The 23,348-nt window shown below is 73.5% G+C and carries 26 protein-coding genes; 16 read left to right on the top strand and 10 right to left on the bottom strand.

What is annotated here, in order from left to right; translation table 11 throughout:
• Positions 1-108: 108 nt before the first annotated feature.
• Positions 109-1,581 carry a glycoside hydrolase family 3 protein gene (locus ACQVFL_RS06410; RefSeq protein ID WP_431728941.1) on the bottom strand — a complete coding sequence of 491 codons (1,473 nt, stop codon included), beginning with the start codon at positions 1,579-1,581 and terminating at the stop codon, positions 109-111.
• Between the two features lie 163 nt (positions 1,582-1,744).
• Here ACQVFL_RS06410 and ACQVFL_RS06415 point away from each other — a divergent pair, with 163 nt between their 5' ends.
• Positions 1,745-2,920: an ROK family transcriptional regulator gene (locus ACQVFL_RS06415; RefSeq protein WP_431728942.1), complete on the top strand. Its 1,176-nt coding sequence runs from the start codon at positions 1,745-1,747 to the stop codon at positions 2,918-2,920.
• A 112-nt stretch (positions 2,921-3,032) separates the two neighbouring features.
• Here the strand turns inward: ACQVFL_RS06415 and ACQVFL_RS06420 are convergent, their stop codons facing one another.
• Positions 3,033-3,176: a hypothetical protein gene (locus ACQVFL_RS06420; RefSeq protein ID WP_396691832.1), complete on the bottom strand. Its 144-nt coding sequence runs from the start codon at positions 3,174-3,176 to the stop codon at positions 3,033-3,035.
• Positions 3,177-3,307: 131 nt separating this feature from the next.
• Between ACQVFL_RS06420 and ACQVFL_RS06425 the strand changes: the two genes are divergently transcribed.
• Positions 3,308-4,150: an ABC transporter ATP-binding protein gene (locus ACQVFL_RS06425; RefSeq protein WP_396691831.1), complete on the top strand. Its 843-nt coding sequence runs from the start codon at positions 3,308-3,310 to the stop codon at positions 4,148-4,150.
• A gap of 90 nt (positions 4,151-4,240) precedes the next feature.
• Entirely contained in the window at positions 4,241-5,140 is a 900-nt protein-coding gene (locus ACQVFL_RS06430; protein ID WP_396691910.1) for a ribokinase, read from the top strand.
• Here the strand turns inward: ACQVFL_RS06430 and ACQVFL_RS06435 are convergent.
• Complete coding sequence (locus ACQVFL_RS06435) at positions 5,122-6,162, bottom strand: helix-turn-helix domain-containing protein (protein WP_431728943.1); 1,041 nt, start codon at positions 6,160-6,162, stop codon at positions 5,122-5,124. The two genes, ACQVFL_RS06430 and ACQVFL_RS06435, sit on opposite strands and share 19 nt — an antisense overlap.
• Before the next feature lie 71 nt (positions 6,163-6,233).
• Between ACQVFL_RS06435 and ACQVFL_RS06440 the strand changes: the two genes are divergently transcribed.
• Positions 6,234-6,689: a rhodanese-like domain-containing protein gene (locus tag ACQVFL_RS06440; protein ID WP_396691827.1), complete on the top strand. Its 456-nt coding sequence runs from the start codon at positions 6,234-6,236 to the stop codon at positions 6,687-6,689.
• A gap of 17 nt (positions 6,690-6,706) precedes the next feature.
• Here the strand turns inward: ACQVFL_RS06440 and ACQVFL_RS06445 are convergent, their stop codons facing one another.
• The 3 genes from ACQVFL_RS06445 to ACQVFL_RS06455 all read right to left on the bottom strand — a co-directional run bounded on the left by ACQVFL_RS06445 (position 6,707) and on the right by ACQVFL_RS06455 (position 8,568).
• Positions 6,707-7,483, bottom strand: coding sequence for a hypothetical protein (locus ACQVFL_RS06445; protein WP_431728944.1), 777 nt, complete (start codon positions 7,481-7,483; stop codon positions 6,707-6,709).
• A 45-nt stretch (positions 7,484-7,528) separates the two neighbouring features.
• Complete coding sequence (locus ACQVFL_RS06450) at positions 7,529-8,011, bottom strand: DUF6232 family protein (RefSeq protein WP_396691825.1); 483 nt, start codon at positions 8,009-8,011, stop codon at positions 7,529-7,531.
• 77 nt (positions 8,012-8,088) lie between these two features.
• Positions 8,089-8,568, bottom strand: a complete 480-nt coding sequence (locus tag ACQVFL_RS06455; protein ID WP_396691824.1) for a DUF6232 family protein — start codon at positions 8,566-8,568, stop codon at positions 8,089-8,091.
• 100 nt (positions 8,569-8,668) lie between these two features.
• Between ACQVFL_RS06455 and ACQVFL_RS06460 the strand changes: the two genes are divergently transcribed.
• Both ACQVFL_RS06460 and ACQVFL_RS06465 read left to right on the top strand, forming a co-directional pair.
• Entirely contained in the window at positions 8,669-9,442 is a 774-nt protein-coding gene (locus ACQVFL_RS06460) for an enoyl-CoA hydratase/isomerase family protein (protein WP_431728945.1), read from the top strand.
• A 68-nt stretch (positions 9,443-9,510) separates the two neighbouring features.
• Positions 9,511-11,133: an acetolactate synthase gene (locus tag ACQVFL_RS06465; protein ID WP_396691822.1), complete on the top strand. Its 1,623-nt coding sequence runs from the start codon at positions 9,511-9,513 to the stop codon at positions 11,131-11,133.
• A 22-nt stretch (positions 11,134-11,155) separates the two neighbouring features.
• Here the strand turns inward: ACQVFL_RS06465 and ACQVFL_RS06470 are convergent, their stop codons facing one another.
• Genes ACQVFL_RS06470 through ACQVFL_RS06480 form a run of 3 tightly spaced genes read right to left on the bottom strand, consistent with a single transcriptional unit; the run spans position 11,156 to position 12,291 of the window.
• Positions 11,156-11,572: a PLD nuclease N-terminal domain-containing protein gene (locus ACQVFL_RS06470; protein WP_396691821.1), complete on the bottom strand. Its 417-nt coding sequence runs from the start codon at positions 11,570-11,572 to the stop codon at positions 11,156-11,158.
• A 30-nt stretch (positions 11,573-11,602) separates the two neighbouring features.
• A complete protein-coding gene (locus tag ACQVFL_RS06475; protein WP_396691820.1) occupies positions 11,603-11,905 on the bottom strand; it encodes a DUF202 domain-containing protein in 303 nt (100 codons plus the stop codon).
• Entirely contained in the window at positions 11,902-12,291 is a 390-nt protein-coding gene (locus ACQVFL_RS06480; RefSeq protein WP_396691819.1) for a YidH family protein, read from the bottom strand. Before ACQVFL_RS06480 ends, ACQVFL_RS06475 begins: the two co-directional genes overlap by 4 nt.
• A gap of 40 nt (positions 12,292-12,331) precedes the next feature.
• Between ACQVFL_RS06480 and ACQVFL_RS06485 the strand changes: the two genes are divergently transcribed.
• From ACQVFL_RS06485 to ACQVFL_RS06500, 4 genes are all read left to right on the top strand, one after another.
• Entirely contained in the window at positions 12,332-13,129 is a 798-nt protein-coding gene (locus ACQVFL_RS06485) for a GNAT family N-acetyltransferase (RefSeq protein ID WP_431728946.1), read from the top strand.
• The gene (locus ACQVFL_RS06490; RefSeq protein WP_396691817.1) at positions 13,126-13,539 is read left to right on the top strand and encodes a hypothetical protein; all 414 of its coding nucleotides are present in this window, start codon (positions 13,126-13,128) and stop codon (positions 13,537-13,539) included. Before ACQVFL_RS06485 ends, ACQVFL_RS06490 begins: the two co-directional genes overlap by 4 nt.
• Positions 13,540-13,730: 191 nt before the next feature.
• Complete coding sequence (locus ACQVFL_RS06495) at positions 13,731-14,510, top strand: electron transfer flavoprotein subunit beta/FixA family protein (RefSeq protein ID WP_396691816.1); 780 nt, start codon at positions 13,731-13,733, stop codon at positions 14,508-14,510.
• Positions 14,511-14,522: 12 nt separating this feature from the next.
• Positions 14,523-15,482 (top strand): electron transfer flavoprotein subunit alpha/FixB family protein, encoded by a 960-nt coding sequence (locus ACQVFL_RS06500; RefSeq protein ID WP_431728947.1) that lies wholly within the window; start codon positions 14,523-14,525, stop codon positions 15,480-15,482.
• 101 nt (positions 15,483-15,583) lie between these two features.
• On the opposite strand, the gene ACQVFL_RS06505 is transcribed toward ACQVFL_RS06500, so the two are convergent.
• Complete coding sequence (locus ACQVFL_RS06505) at positions 15,584-15,844, bottom strand: anti-sigma factor (RefSeq protein WP_431728948.1); 261 nt, start codon at positions 15,842-15,844, stop codon at positions 15,584-15,586.
• Between the two features lie 336 nt (positions 15,845-16,180).
• Here ACQVFL_RS06505 and ACQVFL_RS06510 point away from each other — a divergent pair, with 336 nt between their 5' ends.
• The 6 genes from ACQVFL_RS06510 (at position 16,181) to ligA (ending at position 23,241) form a co-directional block, all read left to right on the top strand.
• The gene (locus tag ACQVFL_RS06510; RefSeq protein WP_396691813.1) at positions 16,181-17,356 is read left to right on the top strand and encodes a cysteine desulfurase family protein; all 1,176 of its coding nucleotides are present in this window, start codon (positions 16,181-16,183) and stop codon (positions 17,354-17,356) included.
• 100 nt (positions 17,357-17,456) lie between these two features.
• The gene (mnmA, locus tag ACQVFL_RS06515; protein ID WP_396691812.1) at positions 17,457-18,530 is read left to right on the top strand and encodes a tRNA 2-thiouridine(34) synthase MnmA; all 1,074 of its coding nucleotides are present in this window, start codon (positions 17,457-17,459) and stop codon (positions 18,528-18,530) included.
• A 16-nt stretch (positions 18,531-18,546) separates the two neighbouring features.
• The gene (locus tag ACQVFL_RS06520; protein WP_431728949.1) at positions 18,547-19,548 is read left to right on the top strand and encodes a methionine synthase; all 1,002 of its coding nucleotides are present in this window, start codon (positions 18,547-18,549) and stop codon (positions 19,546-19,548) included.
• Between the two features lie 36 nt (positions 19,549-19,584).
• Positions 19,585-19,956 carry a VOC family protein gene (locus tag ACQVFL_RS06525; RefSeq protein WP_396691810.1) on the top strand — a complete coding sequence of 124 codons (372 nt, stop codon included), beginning with the start codon at positions 19,585-19,587 and terminating at the stop codon, positions 19,954-19,956.
• A 39-nt stretch (positions 19,957-19,995) separates the two neighbouring features.
• On the top strand, positions 19,996-21,000 hold the full coding sequence (locus ACQVFL_RS06530; protein WP_396691809.1) for an ADP-ribosylglycohydrolase family protein: 1,005 nt from the start codon (positions 19,996-19,998) through the stop codon (positions 20,998-21,000).
• A 105-nt stretch (positions 21,001-21,105) separates the two neighbouring features.
• On the top strand, positions 21,106-23,241 hold the full coding sequence (gene ligA, locus ACQVFL_RS06535) for an NAD-dependent DNA ligase LigA (RefSeq protein WP_431728950.1): 2,136 nt from the start codon (positions 21,106-21,108) through the stop codon (positions 23,239-23,241).
• Positions 23,242-23,348: the final 107 nt, after the last annotated feature.

The following is a 23,348-nucleotide window of genomic DNA, read 5'->3' on the forward strand; positions in this document are numbered from 1 at the left end:
CTACGTATCCGAGTGGTGGTCGGCAAGTAGCCACCGCGTGGTCCGTGCTGTCGAGAAGTGGACTTGACCTGGCCGGACGCCTCGGTGTGGAACCGGCGGCGGGGTGACTCAGCGTGTGGTTTTGGGGTGCCCGGTCAGGCCCAGCGCCTCGGCGGCGGCCCGCCCGTTGGCGTGGCTCGCACCGAAGGTGGTGACGAAGGCCTGGACGCCGGCCGGTCGCCAGGCGGCCGGCCACCCCATCTCGACCACCGTCACCGGGTGCGTGGCGGCCAGGGCGGTGGCCAGTTCCCGGCCCCCCGGCAGGCGGTGCAGGTGGCGGCCGACCAGCACGATCGGGCGGGTGCCGGCGCGGCGGCGCAGGGCCTCCGGGTCGGCCTCGGCGGCGACCACCCGGATCTCCTCGGTGCCGTCGAGGTGTGGGCCGAGCCCCCACGGCACCCGGCCCTGCGCGACGGTGGAGCGGGCGTACAACTGGACCACCAGTGGCGTGTCCAGCCCGGCCAGCACGCCCTCCACCCGTACCGCCCGACGTGCGGCGGCATAGCCCAGACCGTCGGGGACGACGCTGCTCCCGGGGCGCGCGCTGCGGGTCCAGGCGGCGAGGGCGGCGACGCGGTCGGCGGCCTGCTCCACCCGGGCACGGTCGAGCCGGCCGTCAGCGAGTGCGGTGACGATCTCGGCCGCGACGCTCTCGACCAGGTCCGCGTCGACCGCGGCGCCGATGCAGAGCAGGTCGGCGCCGGCGGCGAGTGCGCGCACCGCGCCGGGTGCGACGCCACCGGCGGCCAGGGTGGCGCCCCGCATCTCCAGCGCGTCGGTGATCACGACGCCGTCGAAGCCGTACTCGTCGCGGAGCAGGTCGGTCAGGACGGCGCGGCTGAAGGTGGCCGGCAGGTCGCCGGTGAGTGCCGGGACCCGGATGTGCGCGGTCATCACCGCCTTCGCCCCGGCGGCGATCACCGCGGCGAACGGTGGCAGGTCGCGTCGGCGCAGGAGATCCGGCGACGCGTCCACGGTGGGTAGTTCGTGGTGGGAGTCGGCGATCGTCGCGCCGTGGCCGGGGAAGTGCTTGGCGCAGGCGGCCACCCCGGCGGCCTGGAGTCCGGTGGTCGCCGCCGCCGAATGGGCGGCCACCCGGACCGGGTCGGCGCCGAACGAGCGGGTGCCGATGACCGGGTTGTCGTCGGCGCTGTTGACGTCGACCGTGGGGGCCAGGTCGACGGTGATGCCCAGGGTGGCCAACTCGGTGCCGATGGCGTGGTAGACCCGGCGGGTGAGGGACACGTCGTCGATCGCGCCGAGCGCCGCGTTGCCCGGGTACGGGCTGCCGGTGGCGTGTGCCAGCCGGGTGACGTCGCCGCCCTCCTCGTCGATGGCGACCAGTACGTCCGACCGCCCGTCCCGCAGTGCCGCCGTGGCGCTCGCCACCTGCTCGGGTCGGTGGACGTTGGTGCCGAACAGGGTGTGTCCGGCCAGACCTTCGGCGACCGACTCGACCGCCCAGTCGGGCGGGACCGGACCCGGGTACGCGGCCAGCAGGGTGCCCAGCGCCAGTCGGCGGAGTCCTGGATCGATCCCCACGGGGGTGTCTCCTCTCGGTGCCGGCCGGTGCGGATCTCGTACCGGGTCGGCCGAGAGCCCTGCCTCCACCCGGCCGATACGCTACGGCTACCCGTTCCAAGGTCGGTTTACTGTTACCAAAGCAAGATAGTTAGCAAAGTTTACTAATGCATGAGGACATGGCATGAGTGCGACCCGGTTGCCCGGCACCCCACGTCTGTTGCGCGCCCTCAACGACCGTGCGGCCCTGGAACTGCTGCTGGAGCAGGGGCCGCTGACCCGGGCTCGGCTCGGCGAGCTGACCGGCCTGTCCAAGGTCACCGCCTCCCAGCTCGTGGAGCGGCTGGAGGAGCGTGGTCTGGTCGCCCGGGTGGGTGAGCAGGCCGGCGGGCGGGGGCCCAACGCCCAGCTCTACGCGGTGCGGCCGAGCAGTGCGTACGTGGTCGGCGTGGACGTCGGCCCGGAACGGGTGGTGGCCGCCTGTGCCGACATCACCGGCGCGGTGATCGGCCGGGTCGAACAGTCCACCCAGGACACCGACGACCCGGTCGGTGTGGTGCACAACGCGGTGGTGCAGGTGGCCGGCAGTGCAGGTGCGCAACTGTCGAGCGTACGGCGGATCGTGCTCGGCACCCCCGGCCTGGTGGACCCGGGCACCGGCGACATCACCTTTGCGTTCAACCTGCCGCGCTGGCACCGTGGCCTGCTCGCCGCGCTCCGCGACGACCTCGACACCCCGGTGGTCTTCGAGAACGACGTGAACCTGGCCGCGGTGGCCGAGGCGCAGTCCGGCGCGGCCCAGGGCCTGTCGGACTTCGTGCTGGTCTGGGTCGGTGCCGGTGTCGGTCTGGCGATCATGCTGGGTGGTCGGCTGCACCACGGCAGCAGCGGCGCGGCCGGCGAGATCGGCTACCTGCCGGTGCCCGGCGCGCCCATCCCGCGCGATGTCTCCCGACGGGCCAAGCCGGCCTTCCAGCAGGTGGCCGGCGCCGACGCGGTCCGCGCGCTGGCCCGTGAACACGGCTACCCGGACACCGAGGCGGCCGACGCGGTCCGCGCCGCGATCGCCGACGGCACCGCCGGGGGGCCGATGCTCGACGAGGTGGCCCGGCGGCTGGCCCTGGGGGTGGCGAGCACCTGTGTGGTGCTGGACCCGCCGCTGGTGGTGCTCGCCGGTGAGGTCGGTCAGGCGGGCGGGGCGGCGTTGGCCGAGCGGGTGCAGCACGAGGTGGCCGCCATCACGCTGGTCCGTCCCCGGGTGGTGTCCACCGGGCTGACCGAGGAGCCGATCCTGCACGGCGCGTTGCGTACCGCGCTGGACGCCGTCCGGGACGAGGTCTTCGGCTCCACGGTCGGCTGAGCAGCCGTCCATGTGAAGGAATTCTTCAGCATTGGCCCGAAGGTGGCAAGGAGTTGCCGCCTCCGGGTCGGTGCTCGGGTCAGGTCGCGGCGTCGGAACAGCACGAAGGCCGTCACGGTGAGCCGACGGTGAGCGACAGCAGCACGGCCAGCGCCGGCCGCCAGGTCAGGACGTACAGGCCGTCGCAGTAGCCGGACAGCAGGTTGGTGCAGGCGCTGTTACGTCCTCGACCCGGGCGATCGGTACGCCACCGCACCTCCGGCGACTGCTCGGGGGGCGGAGGCGCCCAGCACCCGCCCCTGGGGTGAGGAATGACACGGCGCCTCACCCTACGGCGGGCGCGTACGCCCGTGGGGGCGGCCCGCTGCTGCGTGGTTGGATGGGCGGGTGACTGGTGACCTGATCCCTGGCGCCGGTGGCGCCACCCCCGCCCCCTCACCCGTGGACGCGGATCTGGTGGTCAGCCTCGACGGCGTCGCCGTACGCCGGTCCGGCACCGCCCTGCTGCACGATGTGGACTGGCGGGTCGAGTTGGACGAACGCTGGGTGGTGCTGGGCCCCAACGGTGCCGGCAAGACCACGTTGCTCAACCTCGCCGCCGGGCGGCTGCACCCGACCACGGGGACGGCGCACGTGCTGGGCGAGCGGATCGGCCGTACCGACGTGACCGAGCTGCGTACCCGCATCGGGCTCACCACCGCCGCGCTCGCCGATCGCCTGCCCGCCGACGAGCGGGCCGTGGACGTGGTGATGACGGCGGCCTGGTCGGTGGTGGGCCGCTGGCGGGAGAGCTACGACCCGACCGACGAGTCCCGCGCCCGGGCGCTGCTCGACCAGCTCGGTGTCGGAGCGCTGACCGACCGGACGTACGGCACCCTGTCCGACGGGGAGCGCAAGCGGGTGCAGATCGCCCGGGCGCTGATGACCGACCCGGAGCTGCTGCTGCTGGACGAACCGGCGGCCGGGCTCGACCTCGGCGGGCGGGAGGACCTGGTGGGCCGCCTCGCCGAGCTGGCCCAGGACCCGGACGCCCCGGCGCTGGTGCTCGTCACGCACCACGTGGAGGAGATCCCGCCCGGCTTCACCCACGCGCTGCTGCTGCGCGACGGTGCCGTGATGGCCCAGGGCCTGCTGGAGCACACCCTCACCGCCGACAACCTGACCAAGACCTTCGGCCTGCCGCTGCTGGTCGAACGTCACGGCGAGCGGTACACCGCGCGCGCCGCCTGACGGCGTGAAAGGAAGGGCACCTTTCTCACGCCTGCGGTATAGCAGGGGACCCTTCCTTTCATGCCATCGATCCAGCCGCAGGAGGCTTCCGTGCGCCAGACCCGGATCGTCGTGGTGGGCAGCGCGAACATGGACCTGGTCGCCACCGCGCCGACCCTGCCCCGGCCGGGGGAGACCACGCTCGGCACCGACTTCGTCATGGTCCCCGGCGGCAAGGGGGCCAACCAGGCCATCGCCGCCGCCCGCGCCGGTGCCGCCTGCACCTTCCTCGGCGCGATCGGCTCCGACTCCTTCGGGGTGACCCTGCGGGGCCGGATCACCGCCGCCGGGGTCGACGCGAGCCAGCTCCGCACCAGCTACGGCGCCTCCGGGGTGGCCCTGGTCATGGTCAATGCCGAGGGTGAGAACGCGATCCTGGTGACGCCGGGCGCGAACGCCTCGATGAGCGCGCTCACCGAGGCCGAGCTGGCCGCCGTACGTGATGCGGACGTGCTGGTCGCACAGTTGGAGACCCCGGTGGAGACGGTGACCGAGGCGGCGGTGGCCGCCCGGGCCGCCGGCACCCGGGTGGTGCTCAACGCCGCGCCGGCCATCGCGTTGCCGCCGGAGCTGCTGGCCGCCGTGGACCTGCTGGTGGTGAACGAGAACGAGGCGCAGACGTACACCGGGCGGGGCCGGGACGAGCCACGGGCGTTGCTCGACCTGGTGCCCCGGGCGGTGCTCACCCTCGGTGGGCAGGGCGCCTGGTACGGCGACCGGGAGGGCACCGCCGTGCACGTGCCGGCCGTGCCGGTGGACACGGTGGACTCGACGGCCGCCGGAGACGCGTTCACCGCCGCACTCGCGGTGGCCTGGGGCGAGGGGCGGGACCTGGTCGACGCGGTCCGCTGGGCGGCGGCGGCGGGCGCGGCCTGCGTCCGTCGGCTCGGCGCGAGCGTGTCGCTGCCGCACCGGGTCGAGATCGACCAGCTCTACGTCCCGGGACCCTGACCGGGAGGCCCGTTGCGGCGTCCGTCGCCGGGGCCGGTCGCGCGCGTCGTCGTGGCGTCGCCGTCGGCGCGGAACGCCCGGCGGTACGCCGACGGCGAGGTCCGCATCGTCCGCGCGAAGTGGTGGCGGTAGGTGACCGGCGTGTCGAATCCGACGGCGGCGGCGATCTCGGTGACCGGTGCGTCGCTCGTCTCCAACAGCGCCAGGCTGGACCGGATCCGCTGATCGATCAGCCACCGGATCGGGCTGGTGCCGGTGGCCCGGGCGAAGTGCCGCAGGTAGGTGCGGGGTGACATGTGCGCCTGCCGGGCCAGCCGCGCCACCGTCAGCGGCTCGCTCAGGTGGGCCGACGCCCAGGCGAGGCTGCCGGCGATCCGGTCGTCGTCCGGGCCGGTGGTCACCGGCGCCTCGATGAACTGCGCCTGACCGCCGTCGCGGTGCGGTGGGATCACCAGCCGTCGGGCCACCGCGTTCGCGACCGCCACCCCGTGGTCGAGGCGGACCAGGTGCACACAGAGGTCCAGCCCGGCGGCACTGCCCGCGCTGGTCAGCACGTCCCCGTCGTCCAGGTACAGCACGTCGGGATCCACCGTCACTTGGGGATAGCGGCGGGCCAGCAGGTCGGCGTACCGCCAGTGGGTGGTGGCCCGACGCCCGTCGAGCAGGCCGGCACCGGCCAGCGCGAACGCGCCGGAGCAGAGGGAGACCACCCGGGCGCCGGCCCGGTGCGCCCGGCGCAGGGCGGCGACCAGTGCGGGCGACGGTGTGCCGTGCACGTCGGGCACGCCGGGCACGATCACCGTCTTGGCGGCGGCCAGATCGCCCAGGCTGTACGGGCTGTGCAGACCGGCGCCGCCGATCAGCGGCACCGGGCCGGGACGCTCGGCGCAGAGCCGCAGCGTGTACCAGGGCACGCCGAGTTCGGGCCGGGGGAGCCCGAAGACCTCGGTGACGATCCCGGTCTCGAAGACCGACATCCCCGGGTACGCGAGCACGGCGACGGTGCGGTCCGCCGGAGCCATGGCGGGATGTTAGCGCAGTACGGCGTGACCGCCACTGGTCGTCGTCCCGTCAGCGGTCGAGGATCGAGACCATGACCCGTGCCTTCGCCGTACCGGCCGCCGCGCCGGACGCCGCCGTCACCCACTTCCTCGCCCGCCTGCGGTACGAGACCGACGTCTCCGACGTGTACGCCGACCTGACCTCCGGGGTGCCCGACCTGGTGGTGGTCGACTCCCGCTACGACGACGCCTGGGCGCAGGGCCGACTGCCCGAGGCCGTGCACCTGCCCACCGCCCGGATCGCCGCCGAGGCGGTGGCGACGGTGCCGCCGGGGGCGCGGGTGGTGACGTACTGCTGGGGTCCCGGCTGCGACGGCGCCACCCGGGCGGCGTTGGAGTTCGCCCGGCTCGGCTACCCGGTGAAGGAGATGCGCGGCGGCTACGAGTACTGGGTCCGCGAGGGACTGCCGGTCGTCACCGGGACCGGGGTGACGCGCCGGCCGGTGGACGAGCTGACCGCGCCCCGTCGGGCCGCCTGCGGCTGCTGACCGGGACCCGGGCGGGATCAGCCCGCGTCGTCGCTGAGCTTCTCGCCCCGTCGACGCAGCATGCCCAGGCCGGGGATGCCGGCCACGGCGAGCTTGAGGTCCCGGGTGACGTCGAGCAGGTCGTGCAGGTCCGGGCCGACCCGGTCCAGGGTGGCGAGGATCGGCAGGACGTCCGAGGTGAGGTGTTCACGCAGCCTCGGCAGCTCGTCGACCAGGCGTACGGCGGCGGTGACCTCCTCCTCGCTGAGCTGCTCCACGAAGTGGTTGGCCATCGGGGCGGCCCGGCGCAGCGCCGGCTCGTACGCGGCCAGCAGCTCGGCCGCGGTCGCCGCCGCCTCGGCCGCCGCGCCCACCGTGCCGGCGGCGCGCCCGGCCACCGACGTCGCGGTGTCGACAGCGCCCTCGGCGGCCTGGGCCACCCGGTCGGCGTTGGCCACCACCGTGGCGGCAGCGGCCGACACCCGCTCGGCCTCGCCGATCACCCCGGCCGCCGTGGTGGTCAGCTCGGTGGCCTGCCGGACGGCGGTGGTGGCCGCCGCGCTGATCACCGCCACCTCGCGGACGGCCCCGTCGGCGTCGGCGAGCATCTGGTCGGTGCGGTCCAGGGTCTGTTCGACCCGGTCCACCACGCCCTCGATCCGGTCGACCACGCCGTTGATCCGGGTCAGCAGCTCCTCCACGCCGTCGAGCACCGCGAACGCGCGGGTCGGGACCGCCGCGAACGACGCGGCCTGGTCGAGGGCGGAACGGGTGAGACCGACGACCGAGGTCGGCCGGGGAAGAGGGATCGCCATGGAGTCAAGTGTGCGTCGTGCCGGCCAGCGGCACCGCGCGGCCGGTCACCAGTGGTCGCCCTGCTGTTCGACGGCGCGCTGCACCGCCCGGTAGATCTGCCCGAACCGCAGCGCGTCGGGGGTACGCAGCACCATCACCTCCTGGCCCCGGTACTGCACCCACAGCTCGTTGACCCGGTTGCCGCGCTCGTAGGAGCGGTCCAGCCAGCCGAGCGGGATCTCCAGGAACGGCACCAACGCCAGCGCGATGACCACGCAGGCGGCGAAGACGATCAGTGCGGGCATCCACTCGCCCCGGTCCGAGGCCGACCAGGCCAGCGAGATCACGCAGATCAGCCCGACCAGCGGGGGCAGGGACAGCAGCAGGACCAGGACGCCGCGGCCGAGCACCCGTCCCCGTACGGCGAGGGTGGTCTGTCCCTTGGCGTGCCAGACGTAGGTCACTTCGGCCATCGGGATGACGTGTCCTGCGGCCCGGATCGACTCCGACGTCACCTGCACCGTGTCGTCCCGGTAATAGAGCGCCATCACTAAGCCTAACCACCTCCGGGCGTCCCGTGTCTGTCACGCGGAGGTCAGCCTCCGTCACCCGGAGGTCAACTCGGTCAGCGACGGCGGGGCGGCCGGGCCGGTTCGGTCGCCTCCATGGCCCGTTGCACGGCACGGTAGATCTGCCCGAACCGCAGCGCGTCCGGCGTCTGGAGCAGCCGGACCGGGTGTCCGCGCCAGCGGATCCACACCTCCCGCTGGCGGCTGCCCCGGGCGTACGAGCGGTCGAAGTACTCGAAGAGCTGGTCGGCGATGGGTCCGGCGGCCAGGCCGATCAGCACGGAGGTGCCGATGACGGCGACGGTGACGGTCGGGGACTTGTCGAGCCAGATTCCGATGACGATGCCGATGACGGCGAAGACCAGCGGGACGACCATCGCCGCGCCGAGGGCGCCGCGCCCGGCCAGCACCCGCCAGGACAGGGTGCCCCGGTGGTGCCAGACCTCGCTGATCTCGGTCAGCGGGTATGAGTCGCCGTCGACGGTGACGGCGCGGGAGGTGACCTGAACGGACCTGTCGTCGTAGTACGTGACCATCGCGGGAACTCCGGGTGGTGGGACTGGCGGCCAGACTACGTGTCCGACCAGGTGCGCCGTAAGGTTGGCAGGCGACTTCGACGAGGAAGTGAGGGCCAGCGTGGGTGAGTTCGTGCGGCTGGAGACCAGGGACGGCATCGGCACCATCCGGTTGGACCGGCCACCGATGAACGCGCTCAACACCCAGGTGCAGGAGGAGTTGCGGGCCGCCGCGTCGGCCGCCACCACCGACCCCGAGGTCCGCGCGGTCATCGTGTACGGCGGCGAGAAGGTGTTCGCGGCCGGCGCGGACATCAAGGAGATGGCCGACATGTCCTATGTGGACATGGCCGACCGGGCGGCCGACCTGTCCAGCGCGCTCGGTGCGATCGCCCGGATCCCCAAGCCGGTGGTGGCCGCGATCACCGGGTACGCCCTCGGTGGCGGCTGCGAGCTGGCGCTGGCCTGTGACTGGCGGGTGGTGGCCGAGGACGCCAGGCTCGGCCAGCCCGAGATCAAGCTCGGCATCATCCCCGGTGCCGGTGGCACCCAGCGGTTGGCGCGGCTGGTCGGGCCGGCGCGGGCCAAGGATCTGATCATGTCCGGCCGGATGGTCGACGCCGACGAGGCGCTGCGGATCGGTCTGGCCGACCGGGTCGCTCCGGCCGGTGAGGTCTACGACGCGGCGGTGGCGCTGGTGCAGCCGTACCTGCGCGGCCCGGTGCAGGCGCTGCGGGCGGCGAAGCTCGCCGTGGACGGCGGCCTCGACATGGACCTGAACTCGGCCCTGGCCTGGGAGAGTCAGCTCTTCGCGGGGCTGTTCGCCACCGACGACCGGCGGGAGGGGATGGCGGCGTTCGTGGCGAAGCGGAAGCCGGACTTCACCGGCCGGTGAAGATGGTTCACATTCCAGCTACCGGCCAGTAGCGTGTGACTCCGGTCGGCCGACGAGAAGGAGCGGGAATGACGGAGCGGATCGAGGGGCACGGCGGGGAACTCGCACTCGCGGCGCTGCGCGCGTACGGGGTGCGGGAGATGTTCACCCTCTCCGGCGGGCACGTGTTCCCGCTCTACGACGCCGCGTACAAGTCCGACTTCCCGATCTACGACGTACGGCACGAGCAGTCCGCCGTCTTCGCCGCCGAGGCGGTGGCGAAGCTCCAGCGTCGCCCCGGCCTGGCCGTGCTCACCGCCGGGCCGGGCGTGACCAACGGTGTGTCCGGGCTGACCAGCGCCTACTTCAACGCCTCACCGGTGCTGGTGCTGGGTGGCCGGGCCCCGCAGTTCCGCTGGGGCTCGGGCAGCCTCCAGGAGATGGACCACCTGCCGCTGGTCGCCCCGGTCACCAAGCACGCCGAGACCGTGTTCACCGCCGACGACATCCCCCGGGCGGTCGCCGCCGCGTTGCGCACCGCGCTCACCCCGCACCGGGGTCCGGTCTTCCTCGACTTCCCGCTGGAGGCGATCTTCTCGGTGGGCGACGCCGAGCTGCCCACGGCGGCGGGCGTCGAGGCGGTCGAGGCCGACCCCGACGAGGTGGCCGCCGCCGCGCGGCTGATCGCCGGTGCGGCCCGCCCGGTCATCGTCGCCGGTTCCGACGTGTACGCCGGTGACGCCGTGGACGCGCTGCGCGCCGCCGCCGAGGCGCTCACCGTGCCGGTCTTCACCAACGGCATGGGTCGGGGCGCGCTGCCGCCGGAGCATCCGCTGGCCTTCGCCAAGGCCCGCCGGGTCGCCCTCTCCGGCGCCGACGTGGTCGTGGTGGTCGGCACCCCGCTGGACTTCCGGCTCTCCTTCGGCGACTTCGGCGACGCCACGGTGGTGCACGTGGTGGACGCGCCGAGCCAGCGCGCCTCGCACGTCGAGACGGCCGTCGCTCCCGCCGGTGACCTGCGGGCGGTGCTCACCGCGTTCGCCGAGTACACCGGCGAGCGGGCCGACCACGGTGACTGGGTGGCGCAGTTGCGCACCGCCGAGGACGCCGCCAAGGCCCGCGACGCCGAGGAGATGGCCGCCGAGACGGACCCGATCCGGCCCGCCCGGGTCTACGGGGAGCTGCGCAGGGTCCTCGCCCGCGACGCGGTCACCATCGGCGACGGCGGCGACTTCGTCTCGTACGCCGGGCGCTACCTGGAGCCGGCCCAGCCCGGCACCTGGCTCGACCCGGGCCCGTACGGCTGCCTCGGCACCGGCCTGGGCTACGCGATGGGGGCCCGGATCACCCACCCGGACCGGCAGGTCTGCGTGCTGATGGGCGACGGCGCGGCCGGGTTCTCGCTGATGGACGTCGAGTCCCTCGTCCGGCAGAAGCTGCCGGTGGTGATCGTGGTCGGCAACAACGGCATCTGGGGTCTGGAGAAGCACCCGATGCGGGCCATGTACGGCTACGACGTCGCCGCCGACCTCCAGCCCGAGCTGAGGTACGACCACGTGGTGAGCGCGCTCGGCGGTGCGGGGGAGACGGTCGCCAAGGCGGCCGACCTCGGGCCTGCCCTGGCTCGGGCGTTCGACGCCGGAGTGCCGTACCTGGTCAACGTGCTCACCGACCCGGCCGACGCGTACCCGCGCTCCTCGAACCTGGCCTGAGCGCGGACCCCGCCCCGGCCGGTCACACCTCGGGGCGGGGTTCCTCGCGCGGCGGGTCGCCCTCGCGTCGGCGCAGGTCGTCCTCGCGCCGACGGAGGTCCTCCTCCCAGCGCTGGAAGAGTTCCTGGTCCTCCTTGCGGGACCGTTCCTCGATCGAGCGCAGGAACTCGGGATCGTCGTCCGGGGCGAGTGGCCGCTGGGGCCCCCGCTCGGCCGGTCGCGCGCCCGTCGACCACATGCCGCCACCGTCGGCCTTGCGCTGGCGCCCGGCGACGAACCAGGCGATCGAGCCGATCAGCGGGGCGAAGAGGATCATCAGCAACCAGGCGATCCGGGGTAGGTGACGGATGTCGTCTTCCTCGGCGGACAGGCAGCTGATCAGGGCGCAGACGGCGAGGACGACCTGCACCACGAAGAGGAGGATGTACAGCCGGGCCATGTACCCATCATGTCCTACCGGACGAGATGGTCACACCCCGCGCAGCACCAGCAACACGCCGAGCAGGGCGAATCCGGCCGTCCCCAGCCCCACCAGGGCGAGCGTACGGCCGCCGCCGGCAGCCGCGCCGACGGTGCTGCTCCGCCGCCAACAGAGCGTGACCACCGCCACCCAGCCGAGCACGGCCAGCGCGGCCGGCAGCGCCCCGACGGGGCCGCCGGTGAGGGCGAGCCGGACGGCCAGCAGCACCACCACGGTCATCGCCAACGCGGTGCGCCGCCAGGCCAGCCGGGTCCGCTCGGGTTGCAGCCCGGGATCGCGGACGGCGCTCATCGGCCCACCGCGCCGACCAGCACCGCCACCGTGAGCAGCAGCGCGCCGAGTGCGACGACCAGGGCGAGCACCGCCGGGAACCGGGACGCGGGCAGTTCCCGGCCGAGCCGGATGGCGCGTTCGCTGCGCGCCCAGTGGTCCACCGCCCGGAGTGCGACCACCCCGCCGAGCAGCAGCAGCGCCACCGAGATCACCTCGCGCAGGTGGGACGCGGGCATCTCCGGCAGGAACTGCGCGGAGGCGAGCCCACCGGCGATCAGCGCCAGCCCGGTACGCAGCCAGGCCAGGAAGGTCCGCTCGTTGGCCAGCGAGAAGCGGTAGTCGGGGGTGCGCCCCGCCGACCGCATCTCCTGCGGGTCGAACCAATTCTTGATCAACTGCCACACGCAGGTGATTATCCGGTTCCGGTCGGGCATAACTGGAAACATGGCGGATCTTGACGCGATCACGTTGCGTACGGCGTACGACACCCATCTGCGGCCGGGGCTGCCCGATCCGGTGCCGGACGGGGTCCTGGTCCAGCGGGACGGTCCGGTGTTCCGGGTGCTCGGTCTGGACGGCCGGGGCCTGGTGACCTATCGCGATCTCGACGGTCTGGGCGGCGCCGAGCTGGACGAGTTGATCGCCCGGCAGGTGGCGGTCGCCGTCGAGCGGGGCGAGCCGGTGGAGTGGAAGCTGCACGGCCACGACGAGCCGACCGACCTGCCGCAGCGGCTGCGCGCGGCCGGGTTCACCCCGGAGGCGGAGGAGTCCGTCATGGTCGGGCCGGTCGCGCCGCTGGCCTCCGCGTTGCCGGTGGTGCCGGAGGGCGTACGCCTGCGCGAGGTGACCGGCCGCGCGGACCTGGAGCGGATCGCGGAGTTGGAGACGCAGCTCTGGGGCGAGGACCTGTCCGGCCTGGCCGATGGTCTGGCCCGGGAGATCGACGCCGACCCGCAGTCGATCACCGTGGTGGTGGCCGAGGCGGACCAGACGCTGGTCAGTGCGGGCTGGGTGCGGTATCCGGCGGAGACCACCTTCGCCACGCTCTGGGGCGGTTCGACCCGGCCTCGGTGGCGGCGGCGGGGGATCCACCGGGCGCTGGTCACCTACCGGGCCCGGTCGGCCGGTCAGCGCGATCGGACGCTGTTGCAGGTCGACGCCGCAGTGGAGAGTCGTCCGCTGTTGGAGCGGCTCGGGCTCGTCGTGGTCACCACCACCACGCCCTACGTCTACACTCCGTGATCATGACGCAGCGGCTGACGGACGAGGAGAAGCTGACCCTCAAGACGGGTGCCTTCGGCGCGGTCCTCATGGTCTCGAACGCCGAGCCCGGCCTGTTGGCGGTCTTCCGGGAGAGTTTCGCCGCCTCCGGGGCGATCTCCGACGCCAGCGGGGTGGTGAAGGAGGCGCTGACCAGCGGACCGCTGCCGAAACTGCCGCGCGACTCGGCGCTGGAGATCGAGTCGGTGGTGCTCCCGGCGCTGCGCCGGGCGGTCGGCATCCTGGCCGAGAAGGCGCCGCAGGACGTCGGGGTCTACCGCGAGGTGGTGCTGACCGCCGCGGACCGGACCGCCCGCGCCCATCAGGGGGTCAGTCCGGCCGAGGCCGAGGCGATCGGTCGGATCAAGGACGTGCTGGGCGAGTCGTCCTGACCGACGCCTCCTCCGGTGAGCTGCGTCACGTCCGTCGCGCGGGGAAGCCTATGCTACCGACAGGTAACATCGCCTCGTGGGCAACTGCACAGCAGCCCACAGTTGACCTGACGGCAACAGACACGCAAGGCTGCGCCCCAGACCAGGGGCGATTGAGCACACCACCACAGCAGGAGGGTCGTCGAAGCGCGATGAACATCGTCGTACTCGTCAAGCAGGTGCCCGATTCGGGCGCGGACCGCAACCTGCGTACTGACGACAACACTGTCGACCGCGGTTCGGCGAACAACGTCATCAACGAGATGGACGAATACGCCATCGAAGAGGCGTTGAAGATCAAGGAGGCGCACGGCGGCGAGGTGACGATCCTGACCATGGGTCCGGACCGGGCGACCGAGTCGATCCGCAAGGCGCTGTCGATGGGCCCGGACAAGGCGGTGCACGTGGTGGACGACGCCCTGCACGGCTCCTGCGCGGTGGCCACCTCGAAGGTGCTGGCCGCGGCGCTCGGCCAGCTCGGCGCGGACCTGGTGCTCTGCGGTGCCGAGTCGACCGACGGCCGGGTGCAGGTGCTGCCGCACATGCTGGCCGAGCGGCTGGGCGTGGCGGCGCTGACCGGCGCCCGCAAGCTCACCGTCGACGGCGGCACGTTGACCGTCGAGCGCCAGACCGAGGAGGGCTACGAGGTGGTCACCGCCTCGACGCCGGCCGTGGTCTCCGTCTGGGACACCATCAACGAGCCGCGGTACCCGTCGTTCAAGGGCATCATGGCCGCCAAGAAGAAGCCGGTGCAGACGCTGGGCCTGGCCGACCTGGGGGTCGCCGCCGACGAGGTGGGCCTGGCCGGGGCGACCAGCACGGTGCTGGAGCACAGCAAGCGCCCGCCGCGTTCCGGTGGGGTCAAGGTCACCGACGACGGCTCCGGTGGCGTCCAGTTGGTCGAGTTCCTCGCCACCGAGAAGTTCGTGTGAGGGGTGCGGGATATGTCTGAGGTTCTCGTCGTCGTCGAAGCCACTCGGGAGTTCGGCGTCAAGAAGGTCACCCTGGAGATGCTCACCCTCGCGCGCGAGCTGGGCACTCCGGCGGCGGTGGTGCTCGGCGGCGCCGGTGCCGCCGACGCGCTCGCCGGCAAGCTGGGCGAGTACGGCGCGGAGAAGATCTACGCCGCCGAGGGTGAGGAGATCGACGGCTACCTGGTGGCGCCCAAGGCCACCGTGGTCGCCGACCTGGTCAAGCGGGTGCAGCCGGCCGCCGTGCTGCTCGCCTCCTCGCAGGAGGGCAAGGAGATCGCCGCCCGGCTGGCGGTCAAGCTGGACAACGGCATCCTGACCGACGTGGTGGGCCTGGCCGCCGACGGCACCGCCACCCAGGTGGCCTTCGCCGGCTCGACCGTGGTCACCTCCAAGGTGACCCGTGGCCTGCCGCTGGTCACCGTCCGGCCGAACTCGGTCACCCCGGCCCCGGCCGCCGCCACCCCGGCGGTGGAGCAGCTCACGGTGACCGTCGGCGACACCGACAAGCTGGCCAGGGTCGTGGACCGGGTGGCCGAGCAGAAGGGCTCGCGCCCCGAGCTCACCGAGGCCGGTGTGGTGGTCTCCGGCGGTCGCGGCGTCGGCAACGCCGACAACTTCAAGCTGGTCGAGGAGTTGGCCGACCTGCTCGGCGGCGCGGTCGGCGCCTCCCGGGCCGCCGTCGACTCCGGGTACTACCCGCACCAGTTCCAGATCGGCCAGACCGGCAAGACCGTCGCCCCGCAGCTCTACGTGGCGCTCGGCATCTCCGGTGCGATCCAGCACCGGGCCGGCATGCAGACCTCGAAGACGATCGTCGCGGTCAACAAGGACGGCGAGGCGCCCATCTTCGAGCTGGCCGACTTCGGCGTGGTCGGTGACCTGTTCAAGATCGTCCCGCAGGCCGCCGAGGAGATCCGCAAGCGCAAGTGAGGCGTGACCGCGAAGCCGCCGCCCGCAACACCGGGCGGCGGCTTCGTCGTCTGCGCCGAGGGAGCTGATCGGCGGGCCGGGGAGCTGAACCGGCCCGCCGATCAGCCCGTCAAAGAGCCCCTCAACAGGCTGTCCCCGGAGTGGGCGGTGTCGTTGTCGAACCGTTCGGCGGAGACGTCGACAACAGAGTACTTCCCCAGGTCGACGTTGGGCGGTAGCGGCAGCAGCACCTCGCTGCCGGTGCCGAGCACGCCGATCGAGAACATCTCCATGGTGTTCGGGTTGATGAGCCAGACCTCGTAGTACCCCGGCACGGCCGGGAGATTCGCCACATGCGGGTGCAGCTCGCCGCTGTCGAGCACCCGCGCGTCCCCCCCGGGCCCGAGCCGGCGTGCTGCCGTACGCGTCGAGCCGGGCGCTGGCCACCACCGTCTGGGCCGGTGGGGCCGGGTCGGTCGCGCAGGTTCTCCCACTCGCCCCGGCAGTGTGGGCAACCGTCGAGGTGGGTGCGGTCGGTCTCCTCCGCCTCGCTCTCGCCGAGTGCCGGAAGAGACCAGCCGATCGTGCTCCAGGTGCGGCACCGGTCAGCGGTGCCGACGGCGAGCCGCGCGTCGTGGTGACGGCGGTTCCGGCGTGAGCCCGGCGGCCGGTACTCCGGACTGCGGCCGAGGCGGGCACGGTCGTTAGGCTGAACCGTGATGGCTTACCTGGATCATGCCGCGACCACTCCGATGCTCGACGAGGCACTGGAGGCGTACGTCGCGACCGCCCGCGAGGTCGGCAACGCGTCCTCCCTGCACGCGTCCGGCCGGCTCGCCCGGCGGCGGGTCGAGGAGTCGCGGGAACGGGTGGCCGCCGCGCTGGGGGCCCGGCCGTCCGAGGTGATCTTCACCGGAGGTGGCACGGAGAGCGACAACCTCGCGGTCAAGGGCATCTTCTGGGCGCGCCGGGACGCCGACGGTGGGCGGACCCGAGTGGTCTCCAGCGCCGTCGAGCACCACGCGGTGCTCGACGCGGTGGACTGGCTGGGCGCGCACGAGGGCGCCGAGGTGGGCTCGTTGCCGGTCGACGGGACCGGCCGGCTGCACCCCGACGCGCTGCGCGCCGAACTGGCCGCGCACGGCGACCGGGTGGCCCTGGTCACCGCCATGTGGGCGAACAACGAGGTCGGTACCGTCCAGGGGGTCGGCGACCTGGCCGCGGTCGCCGCCGAGTACGGCGTCCCGTTCCACACCGACGCGATCCAGGCGGTCGGCCAGGTGCCGGTCGACTTCGCCGCCAGCGGCGTCGCCGCGCTCACCGTGACCGGCCACAAGCTCGGCGGCCCGGTCGGCATCGGTGCGCTGCTGCTGGGCCGGGACGTCGCGGCGGTGCCGCTGCTGCACGGCGGCGGTCAGGAGCGTGACGTGCGCTCGGGCACGCTGGACACCGCCGGCATCGTCGCCTTCGCGGTCGCCGTCGAGGCGGCGGTCAAGGGGCAGCAGGAGTACGCCACCCGGGTCGCCGCACTCCGCGACGACCTGGTCCAGCGGGTACGGCAGGCGGTGCCCGAGGTGGTCTTCAACGGCGACCCGACGGACCGGCTGCCCGGCAACGCACACTTCTCCTTCCCCGGCTGCGAGGGCGACGCGCTGTTGCTCCTGCTGGACGCCCAGGGCATCGCCTGCTCGACCGGTTCGGCGTGCTCCGCCGGAGTGGCGCAGCCCTCGCACGTCCTGCTCGCGATGGGCGCCGACGACGACCGGGCGCGCTCGTCGCTGCGCTTCTCGCTCGGTCACACCAGCACCGCCGGTGAGGTCGACGCGCTCATCGCCGCCCTGCCGGCGGCCGTCGAGCGGGCCCGACGGGCGGCGGCGCTGCGGACGCCCCGCTGACGTAGCACGCGTGGCGGTGGGACCGGCTTCGACGCCGGACCGGGACGACCGCCGACCGGCGGCACGGAGATAGGCTCGGCGGGAAGGGAGCGTGGTCCGGGTGAGGGTGTTGGCGGCGATGTCCGGCGGGGTGGACTCCGCCGTGGCGGCGGCACGGGCGGTGCAGGCCGGTCACGACGTCACCGGCGTGCACCTGGCGCTGGCCCGCAACCCGCAGACCTACCGCACCGGAGCGCGGGGCTGCTGCACCCTGGAGGACTCCCGGGACGCCCGCCGCGCCGCCGACGTGCTGGGCATCCCGTTCTACGTGTGGGACATGGCCGACCGGTTCCACGCCGACGTGGTCGACGACTTCGTGGCCGAGTACGCCGCCGGGCGTACCCCCAACCCGTGCCTGCGCTGCAACGAGAAGATCAAGTTCGCGGCGGTGCTGGACCGGGCGGTGGCCCTGGGCTTCGACGCCGTGGTCACCGGCCACCACGCCCGGCTCGGCCCGGACGGGCTGCTGCGGCGCAGCGTCGACCTGGCCAAGGACCAGTCGTACGTGCTGGCGGTGCTCACCCGCGCGCAGTTGGACCGGTCGATCTTCCCGCTCGGCGACTCGACCAAGGCACAGGTCCGGCAGGAGGCCGCCGACCGGGGCCTGGCGGTGGCCGACAAGCCCGACTCGCACGACATCTGCTTCATCGCCGACGGCGACACCCGGGGCTTCCTGGCCCAGCGGCTCGGCGAGACGCCCGGCGACGTGGTCGACGCCAGCACCGGCGCGGTGGTGGGCACGCACGCCGGTGCGTACGCGTACACCGTGGGCCAGCGACGCGGCCTGCACCTGGACCGCCCGGCCCCGGACGGCCGACCCCGGTACGTGCTCTCCATCACGCCGACCACCAACACCGTGACCGTCGGCCCGGCCGAGGCGCTGGAGGTGGCGCAGGTGCGGGCCACCCGTCCGGTCTGGACCGGTGGCCCACGCCCGGACGGCCCGATCGACTGCGAGGTGCAGTTGCGGGCGCACGGCGTCGTGGTGCCGGCCGAGGTCACCGTGGACGGCGACGCGCTCCGTGCCGACCTGCGGCAGCCGGTCCGGGGCGTCGCCGCCGGCCAGGCGATCGTCGCGTACCGACCGGACCCGGCCGGTGACATCGTGCTCGGCTCCGCCACGATCACCGACTGACCGGTACCCTTCGGCCGTGAGTGATCAGGTTTGGCCCTGGCCGGCCGGCGCGGCGACCGGCATCGGATCGCTGCCCGGCACCGACGTCGCCGAGGCGCAGCGGATCGTCCTCGGCGAGCTGCCCGCCCTGCCCCACCTGCCGGAGCTGCCGGCCCGTGGCCCGGGCGCGGACCTGATCGGGCGCGGTGCCGGCCTGCTGGTCGAGTTGCCCGTGGAGTTGTACGCGGCCCGCTGGCGGGTGGCCCTGCGCCCCGGTCGGGACCTGCGCCGCGCGCGGGACCTGATGGAACGCGACCTCGACCAACTCGCCGAGCAGGCCGAGGAGTACGCCGGCCCGATCAAGGTGCAGGCACCCGGTCCGTTCACCCTCGCCGCCTCGCTGGAACTGCCGGTCGGCGGCCGGATGGTGCGCGACCCCGGCGCGGTGCGCGACCTGGCCGGCTCGCTCGCCGAGGGACTGCGCGCGCACGTCGCGGCGGTGGCCCGCCGGGTACCCCGGGCCGCCGTCCTGCTCCAGGTGGACGAGCCGTCGCTGCCGGCGGTCCTGGCCGGACGGGTGCCCACCGAGAGTGGCCTCGGCACCTACCGGGCGGTGCTGCCGGAGGACGCGCGGGCGTTGCTGGGCACGGTGGTCGAGGCGGTCGGCGTACCGACCGTGGTGCACTGCTGTGCTCCGGACGTACCGCTGGATCTGATCCGGTCCACCGGCGCGGTCGGTGTCGCCCTCGACCTGGACCTGGTCACCGACCTGGACGCGCTGGGCGAGGCGATCGACGCCGGGCTGGGCCTGTTCGCCGGTGCCGCGCCGACCACCGCACCGGCCGGTCGCGCGCCGACCTCGGCCCAGGTCGCCGACCGGGTCCGCACCGTCTGGGACCGGCTCGGCTTCCCGCGTCGCCGACTCGCCGAGCAGGTGGTGGTCACCCCCGCGTGCGGTCTGGCCGGCGCCACCCCGGCGTACGTCCGCGCGGTGCTGTCCGCCTGTCGCGACGCGGGTCGGCGGATCGTCGAGGAGTGAGGTTTCGGCACGCTGCTCGGGGGCAGCATGCCGGGCATGATCGGACGACTGCGTTCCACCGTGATCGACTGCCCCGACCCGCGTGCCCTGGCCGCCTTCTACGCCGAACTGCTCGGCCTGCCGCTGATCGAGGAGGACTGCGACGGCGACGAGTGGGTGGTGCTGGGCGGGCATCCCGGCCACCAGCCCCGGATCGCCTTCCAGCAGGCACCCGACCTGCGTCCGCCGACCTGGCCCGACCCGGAACGGCCGCAACAGTTACACCTCGACGTCACCGTCGACGACATCGAGGTCGCCGAGCGGGCCGCGCTGGCGCTGGGCGCGCGGCGGCTGCCGGGGGAGGGCGAGGGATTCCGGGTCTACGCCGACCCGGCCGGGCACCCGTTCTGCCTGTGCTGGGAGGTCTGACCGTCGCGCCGGCCCGCCCGAGCGGGCATGATCGTCACCATGATCAGCCCCTCGCGCGGGTGGGCCGCCGGCTCGCTCCTCGGACTCGCCTACGGTGACGCCCTGGGCAAGCCCACCGAGTTCCTCAGCGTGGCCGAGATCGAGCGCCGGTACGGCCCGACCGGACCCCGGGACCTGGTCGGTGATCCGGCGTTGGTCACCGACGACACCCAGATGGCGCTCGCGGTCGGCTGGGCGCTGTACGACGCGCCCGCGTACACCCCCGACGCGGTCGAGCCGCTGCTGCGGCAGCGCTTCCTGGCCTGGGCGGCCAGCCCGGACAACGACCGTGCGCCCGGGATGACCTGCCTGCGGGCCTGCGGCGAGCTGTCCCGTGGGCTGCCGTGGCAGCAGGCCACCCAGGTCGAGTCGAAGGGCTGCGGGGCGAACATGCGGGTCACCCCGGTCGGTCTGCTCGACGTCGACCTCGACACCCTCGCCGGGCTGGCCCAGCTCCAGGCCGGGCTGACCCACGGACACCCGACCGCGCTGGCGGCCAGCGAACTGACCGCGTACGCGGTGCGGCTGTTGGTCGACGGCGCGGCGCTGGCCGACCTGCCCGGCCTGCTCACCGCCCGCGCCCGGGACCAGCGCGAGGTCTACCGGGGCGACTGGCTCGGTGACCTGTGGCAGCGCGCGGGCGCGCGGACGCCCGCCGAGTTCGCCGCCCTGGGCTGGGACGAGTGCCTGCGTGCGCTGTCCCGGCTCGACGCGGCGCTCGCCGGAGCGGACGACGGCGGTGACCCGTGCCGGTGGACCGGTGAGGGTTGGATCGCCGAGGAGGCGTTGGCGACCGCGCTGCACTGCGCCGTCCGGCACCCCGACGACCCGGTCGGGGCACTGGCCCGGGGGGCCCGGACCGCCGGTGACTCCGACTCGATCGCCGCTCTCGCCGGGGCGTTCGTCGGTGCCGCCGTGGGGGTCACCGCCTGGCCCGCCGACTGGGCCGGTCGCATCGAGTACGCCGACCAACTCGCCGCCCTCGCTGCCGCCTGGCAGCGCTGACCCGGCGGCGCGGCGGCGCTGACCGGCGGGAACCGGTGGGGTTGTCGGCGAACTGTCCGACCCGCCGGATACCGTGCCGGGGTAGCCATCACAGGAGGTCGCGGGGTGTCCGAGGAAGCCATCGGCGAGCAGGTCAGCGCGGCACAGGAGGCGGCGGCCGGCGCCGAGCCCACCCCGCAGGCACGGGACCGGCACGCCACGCTGAGCCAGGAGCTGACCGAGCACCAGTACCGCTACTACGTGCTCGACACGCCGACGGTCTCGGACGCCGAGTTCGACCGGCTGCTGCGGGAGTTGGCGGCGCTGGAGGAGGAGTTCCCGGCGCTGCGCACGCCGGACTCGCCGACCCAGCGGGTCGGCGGCACCTTCTCCACCGACTTCGCCCCCGTCGCGCACGCCGAACGGATGATGTCGCTGGACAACGCGTTCGCCGACGAGGAGTTGGCGGCGTGGGCCGAGCGGGTCGAGCGGGACGCGGGCGGCCCGGTGCCCTACCTGTGCGAGCTGAAGGTCGACGGGCTGGCGATCAACCTCACCTACGAGTCGGGCCGGCTGGTGCGGGCGGCGACCCGGGGCGACGGTCGCACCGGTGAGGACGTCACCGCCAACGTGCGCAGCATCCGGGACGTGCCCGGCCGACTGACCGACTCGGCGGAGTTCGGGCCGGTCCCCGAGCTGATCGAGGTGCGTGGCGAGATCTACTTCCCGGTCGCCGCCTTCGCCGACCTGAACGCGGGCCTGGTCGAGCAGGGCAAGGCGCCGTTCGCCAACCCGCGCAACGCCGCCGCCGGCAGCCTGCGCCAGAAGGACCCACGGATCACCGCGTCCCGGCCGCTGCGCCTGGTGGTGCACGGCATCGGTGCCCGGCACGGTTTCCAGCCGGCCACCCAGTCCGAGTCGTACTCGGCGTTGCGGGCCTGGGGGCTGCCGACCAGCGACCGCTGGCGGGTGGTGCCCGACCTGACCGGCGTCCGGGACTACATCGCGCACTACGCCGCGCACCGGCACGACGTGGAGCACGAGATCGACGGCGTGGTGGTCAAGGTCGACCCGGTGCCGATCCAGGGCCGGCTCGGCTCGACCAGCCGGGCACCCCGCTGGGCGATCGCCTTCAAGTATCCACCCGAGGAGGTCAACACCACCCTGCTCGACATCGAGGTCGAGGTCGGACGGACCGGTCGGGTCACGCCCCGGGCGCTGCTCCAGCCGGTGAAGGTGGCCGGCTCCACCGTCGCGTACGCGACCCTGCACAACGCGCGCGAGGTGGAGCGCAAGGGGGTGCTGATCGGCGACACGGTGGTGATCCGCAAGGCCGGCGACGTGATCCCCGAGGTGCTCGGCCCGGTGGTCGAGCTGCGTCCGCCCGACGCCCGGGCCTTCGTCATGCCCACCGTCTGCCCGGCCTGCGGCACCCCGCTCGCCCCGGCGAAGGAGGGCGACGTCGACATCCGCTGCCCCAACTCGCGCAGTTGCCCGGCGCAGTTGCGCGAGCGGGTCTACCACCTGGCCGGGCGCAAGGTGTTCGACATCGAGGCGCTCGGCTACAAGAGCGCCGCCGCGCTGCTGGACGCCCAGGTGATCACCGACGAGGGGGACCTGTTCTCGCTCGACGCCGAGCAGTTGGCCCGCTCGCCGTTCTTCGTCAACAAGGACGGCAGCCTCGGCAGCAACGCCGTCAAGCTGCTCGACAACCTCGCCGTCGCCAAGGAACGCGAGCTGTGGCGGGTGTTGGTGGCCCTCTCCATCCGGCACGTCGGGCCGACCGCCGCGCAGGCGCTCGCCCGGCACTTCCGGTCGATCGAGGCGATCGACGCCGCCTCCGAGGAGGAACTCTCCTCCGTCGACGGTGTCGGCCCCACCATCGCGGTGAGCATCCGCGAGTGGCTCGCCGTCGACTGGCACCGCGAGGTGATCCGCAAGTGGGCCGACGCGGGCGTACGGATGGCCGAGGAGGCGCAGGGGGAGGGGCCTCGACCGCTGGAGGGGGTGACCGTGGTGGTCACCGGCACCCTGTCCGGCTACTCGCGGGACCAGGCCGCCGAGGCGATCCAGTCCCGGGGCGGCAAGGTCAGCGGCTCGGTGTCCAAGAAGACCGGTTTCGTGGTGGTCGGCGACAACCCCGGCTCCAAGGCGGACAAGGCGGCCGGGCTGAAGGTGCCGATCCTCGACGAGGAGGGCTTCCGGGTGCTGCTCGACTCCGGCGCGGACGCGGCGCGCGCGGTGGCCCGCGTCGACGAGTGACGCGAGACGTGCCGATCTTGCGGGCACTCGCCCGGATACCAACTTAATTACGACTACGACCGATTCGTGGCTGTCGTACCTGGTTTCCGGCCGTCGGGGGCGTTTCA

Origin of the sequence: Verrucosispora sp. TAA-831, assembly GCF_050780145.1 — a bacterium.
Taxonomy (GTDB): domain Bacteria; phylum Actinomycetota; class Actinomycetes; order Mycobacteriales; family Micromonosporaceae; genus Micromonospora.

Excerpts from the sequence above, each read along its gene's own strand:
- ACQVFL_RS06415 (WP_431728942.1), top strand. The coding sequence starts at position 1,745 with ATGAGTGCGACCCGGTTGCCCGGCACCCCACGTCTGTTGCGCGCCCTC.
- ACQVFL_RS06435 (WP_431728943.1), bottom strand. The coding sequence starts at position 6,162 with ATGGCTCCGGCGGACCGCACCGTCGCCGTGCTCGCGTACCCGGGGATG.
- ACQVFL_RS06440 (WP_396691827.1), top strand. The coding sequence starts at position 6,234 with ATGACCCGTGCCTTCGCCGTACCGGCCGCCGCGCCGGACGCCGCCGTC.
- ACQVFL_RS06445 (WP_431728944.1), bottom strand. The coding sequence starts at position 7,483 with ATGGCGATCCCTCTTCCCCGGCCGACCTCGGTCGTCGGTCTCACCCGT.
- ACQVFL_RS06450 (WP_396691825.1), bottom strand. The coding sequence starts at position 8,011 with ATGGCGCTCTATTACCGGGACGACACGGTGCAGGTGACGTCGGAGTCG.
- ACQVFL_RS06455 (WP_396691824.1), bottom strand. The coding sequence starts at position 8,568 with ATGGTCACGTACTACGACGACAGGTCCGTTCAGGTCACCTCCCGCGCC.
- ACQVFL_RS06465 (WP_396691822.1), top strand. The coding sequence starts at position 9,511 with ATGACGGAGCGGATCGAGGGGCACGGCGGGGAACTCGCACTCGCGGCG.
- ACQVFL_RS06470 (WP_396691821.1), bottom strand. The coding sequence starts at position 11,572 with ATGGCCCGGCTGTACATCCTCCTCTTCGTGGTGCAGGTCGTCCTCGCC.
- ACQVFL_RS06475 (WP_396691820.1), bottom strand. The coding sequence starts at position 11,905 with ATGAGCGCCGTCCGCGATCCCGGGCTGCAACCCGAGCGGACCCGGCTG.
- ACQVFL_RS06485 (WP_431728946.1), top strand. The coding sequence starts at position 12,332 with ATGGCGGATCTTGACGCGATCACGTTGCGTACGGCGTACGACACCCAT.
- ACQVFL_RS06495 (WP_396691816.1), top strand. The coding sequence starts at position 13,731 with ATGAACATCGTCGTACTCGTCAAGCAGGTGCCCGATTCGGGCGCGGAC.
- ACQVFL_RS06500 (WP_431728947.1), top strand. The coding sequence starts at position 14,523 with ATGTCTGAGGTTCTCGTCGTCGTCGAAGCCACTCGGGAGTTCGGCGTC.
- ACQVFL_RS06510 (WP_396691813.1), top strand. The coding sequence starts at position 16,181 with ATGGCTTACCTGGATCATGCCGCGACCACTCCGATGCTCGACGAGGCA.
- ACQVFL_RS06525 (WP_396691810.1), top strand. The coding sequence starts at position 19,585 with ATGATCGGACGACTGCGTTCCACCGTGATCGACTGCCCCGACCCGCGT.
- ACQVFL_RS06530 (WP_396691809.1), top strand. The coding sequence starts at position 19,996 with ATGATCAGCCCCTCGCGCGGGTGGGCCGCCGGCTCGCTCCTCGGACTC.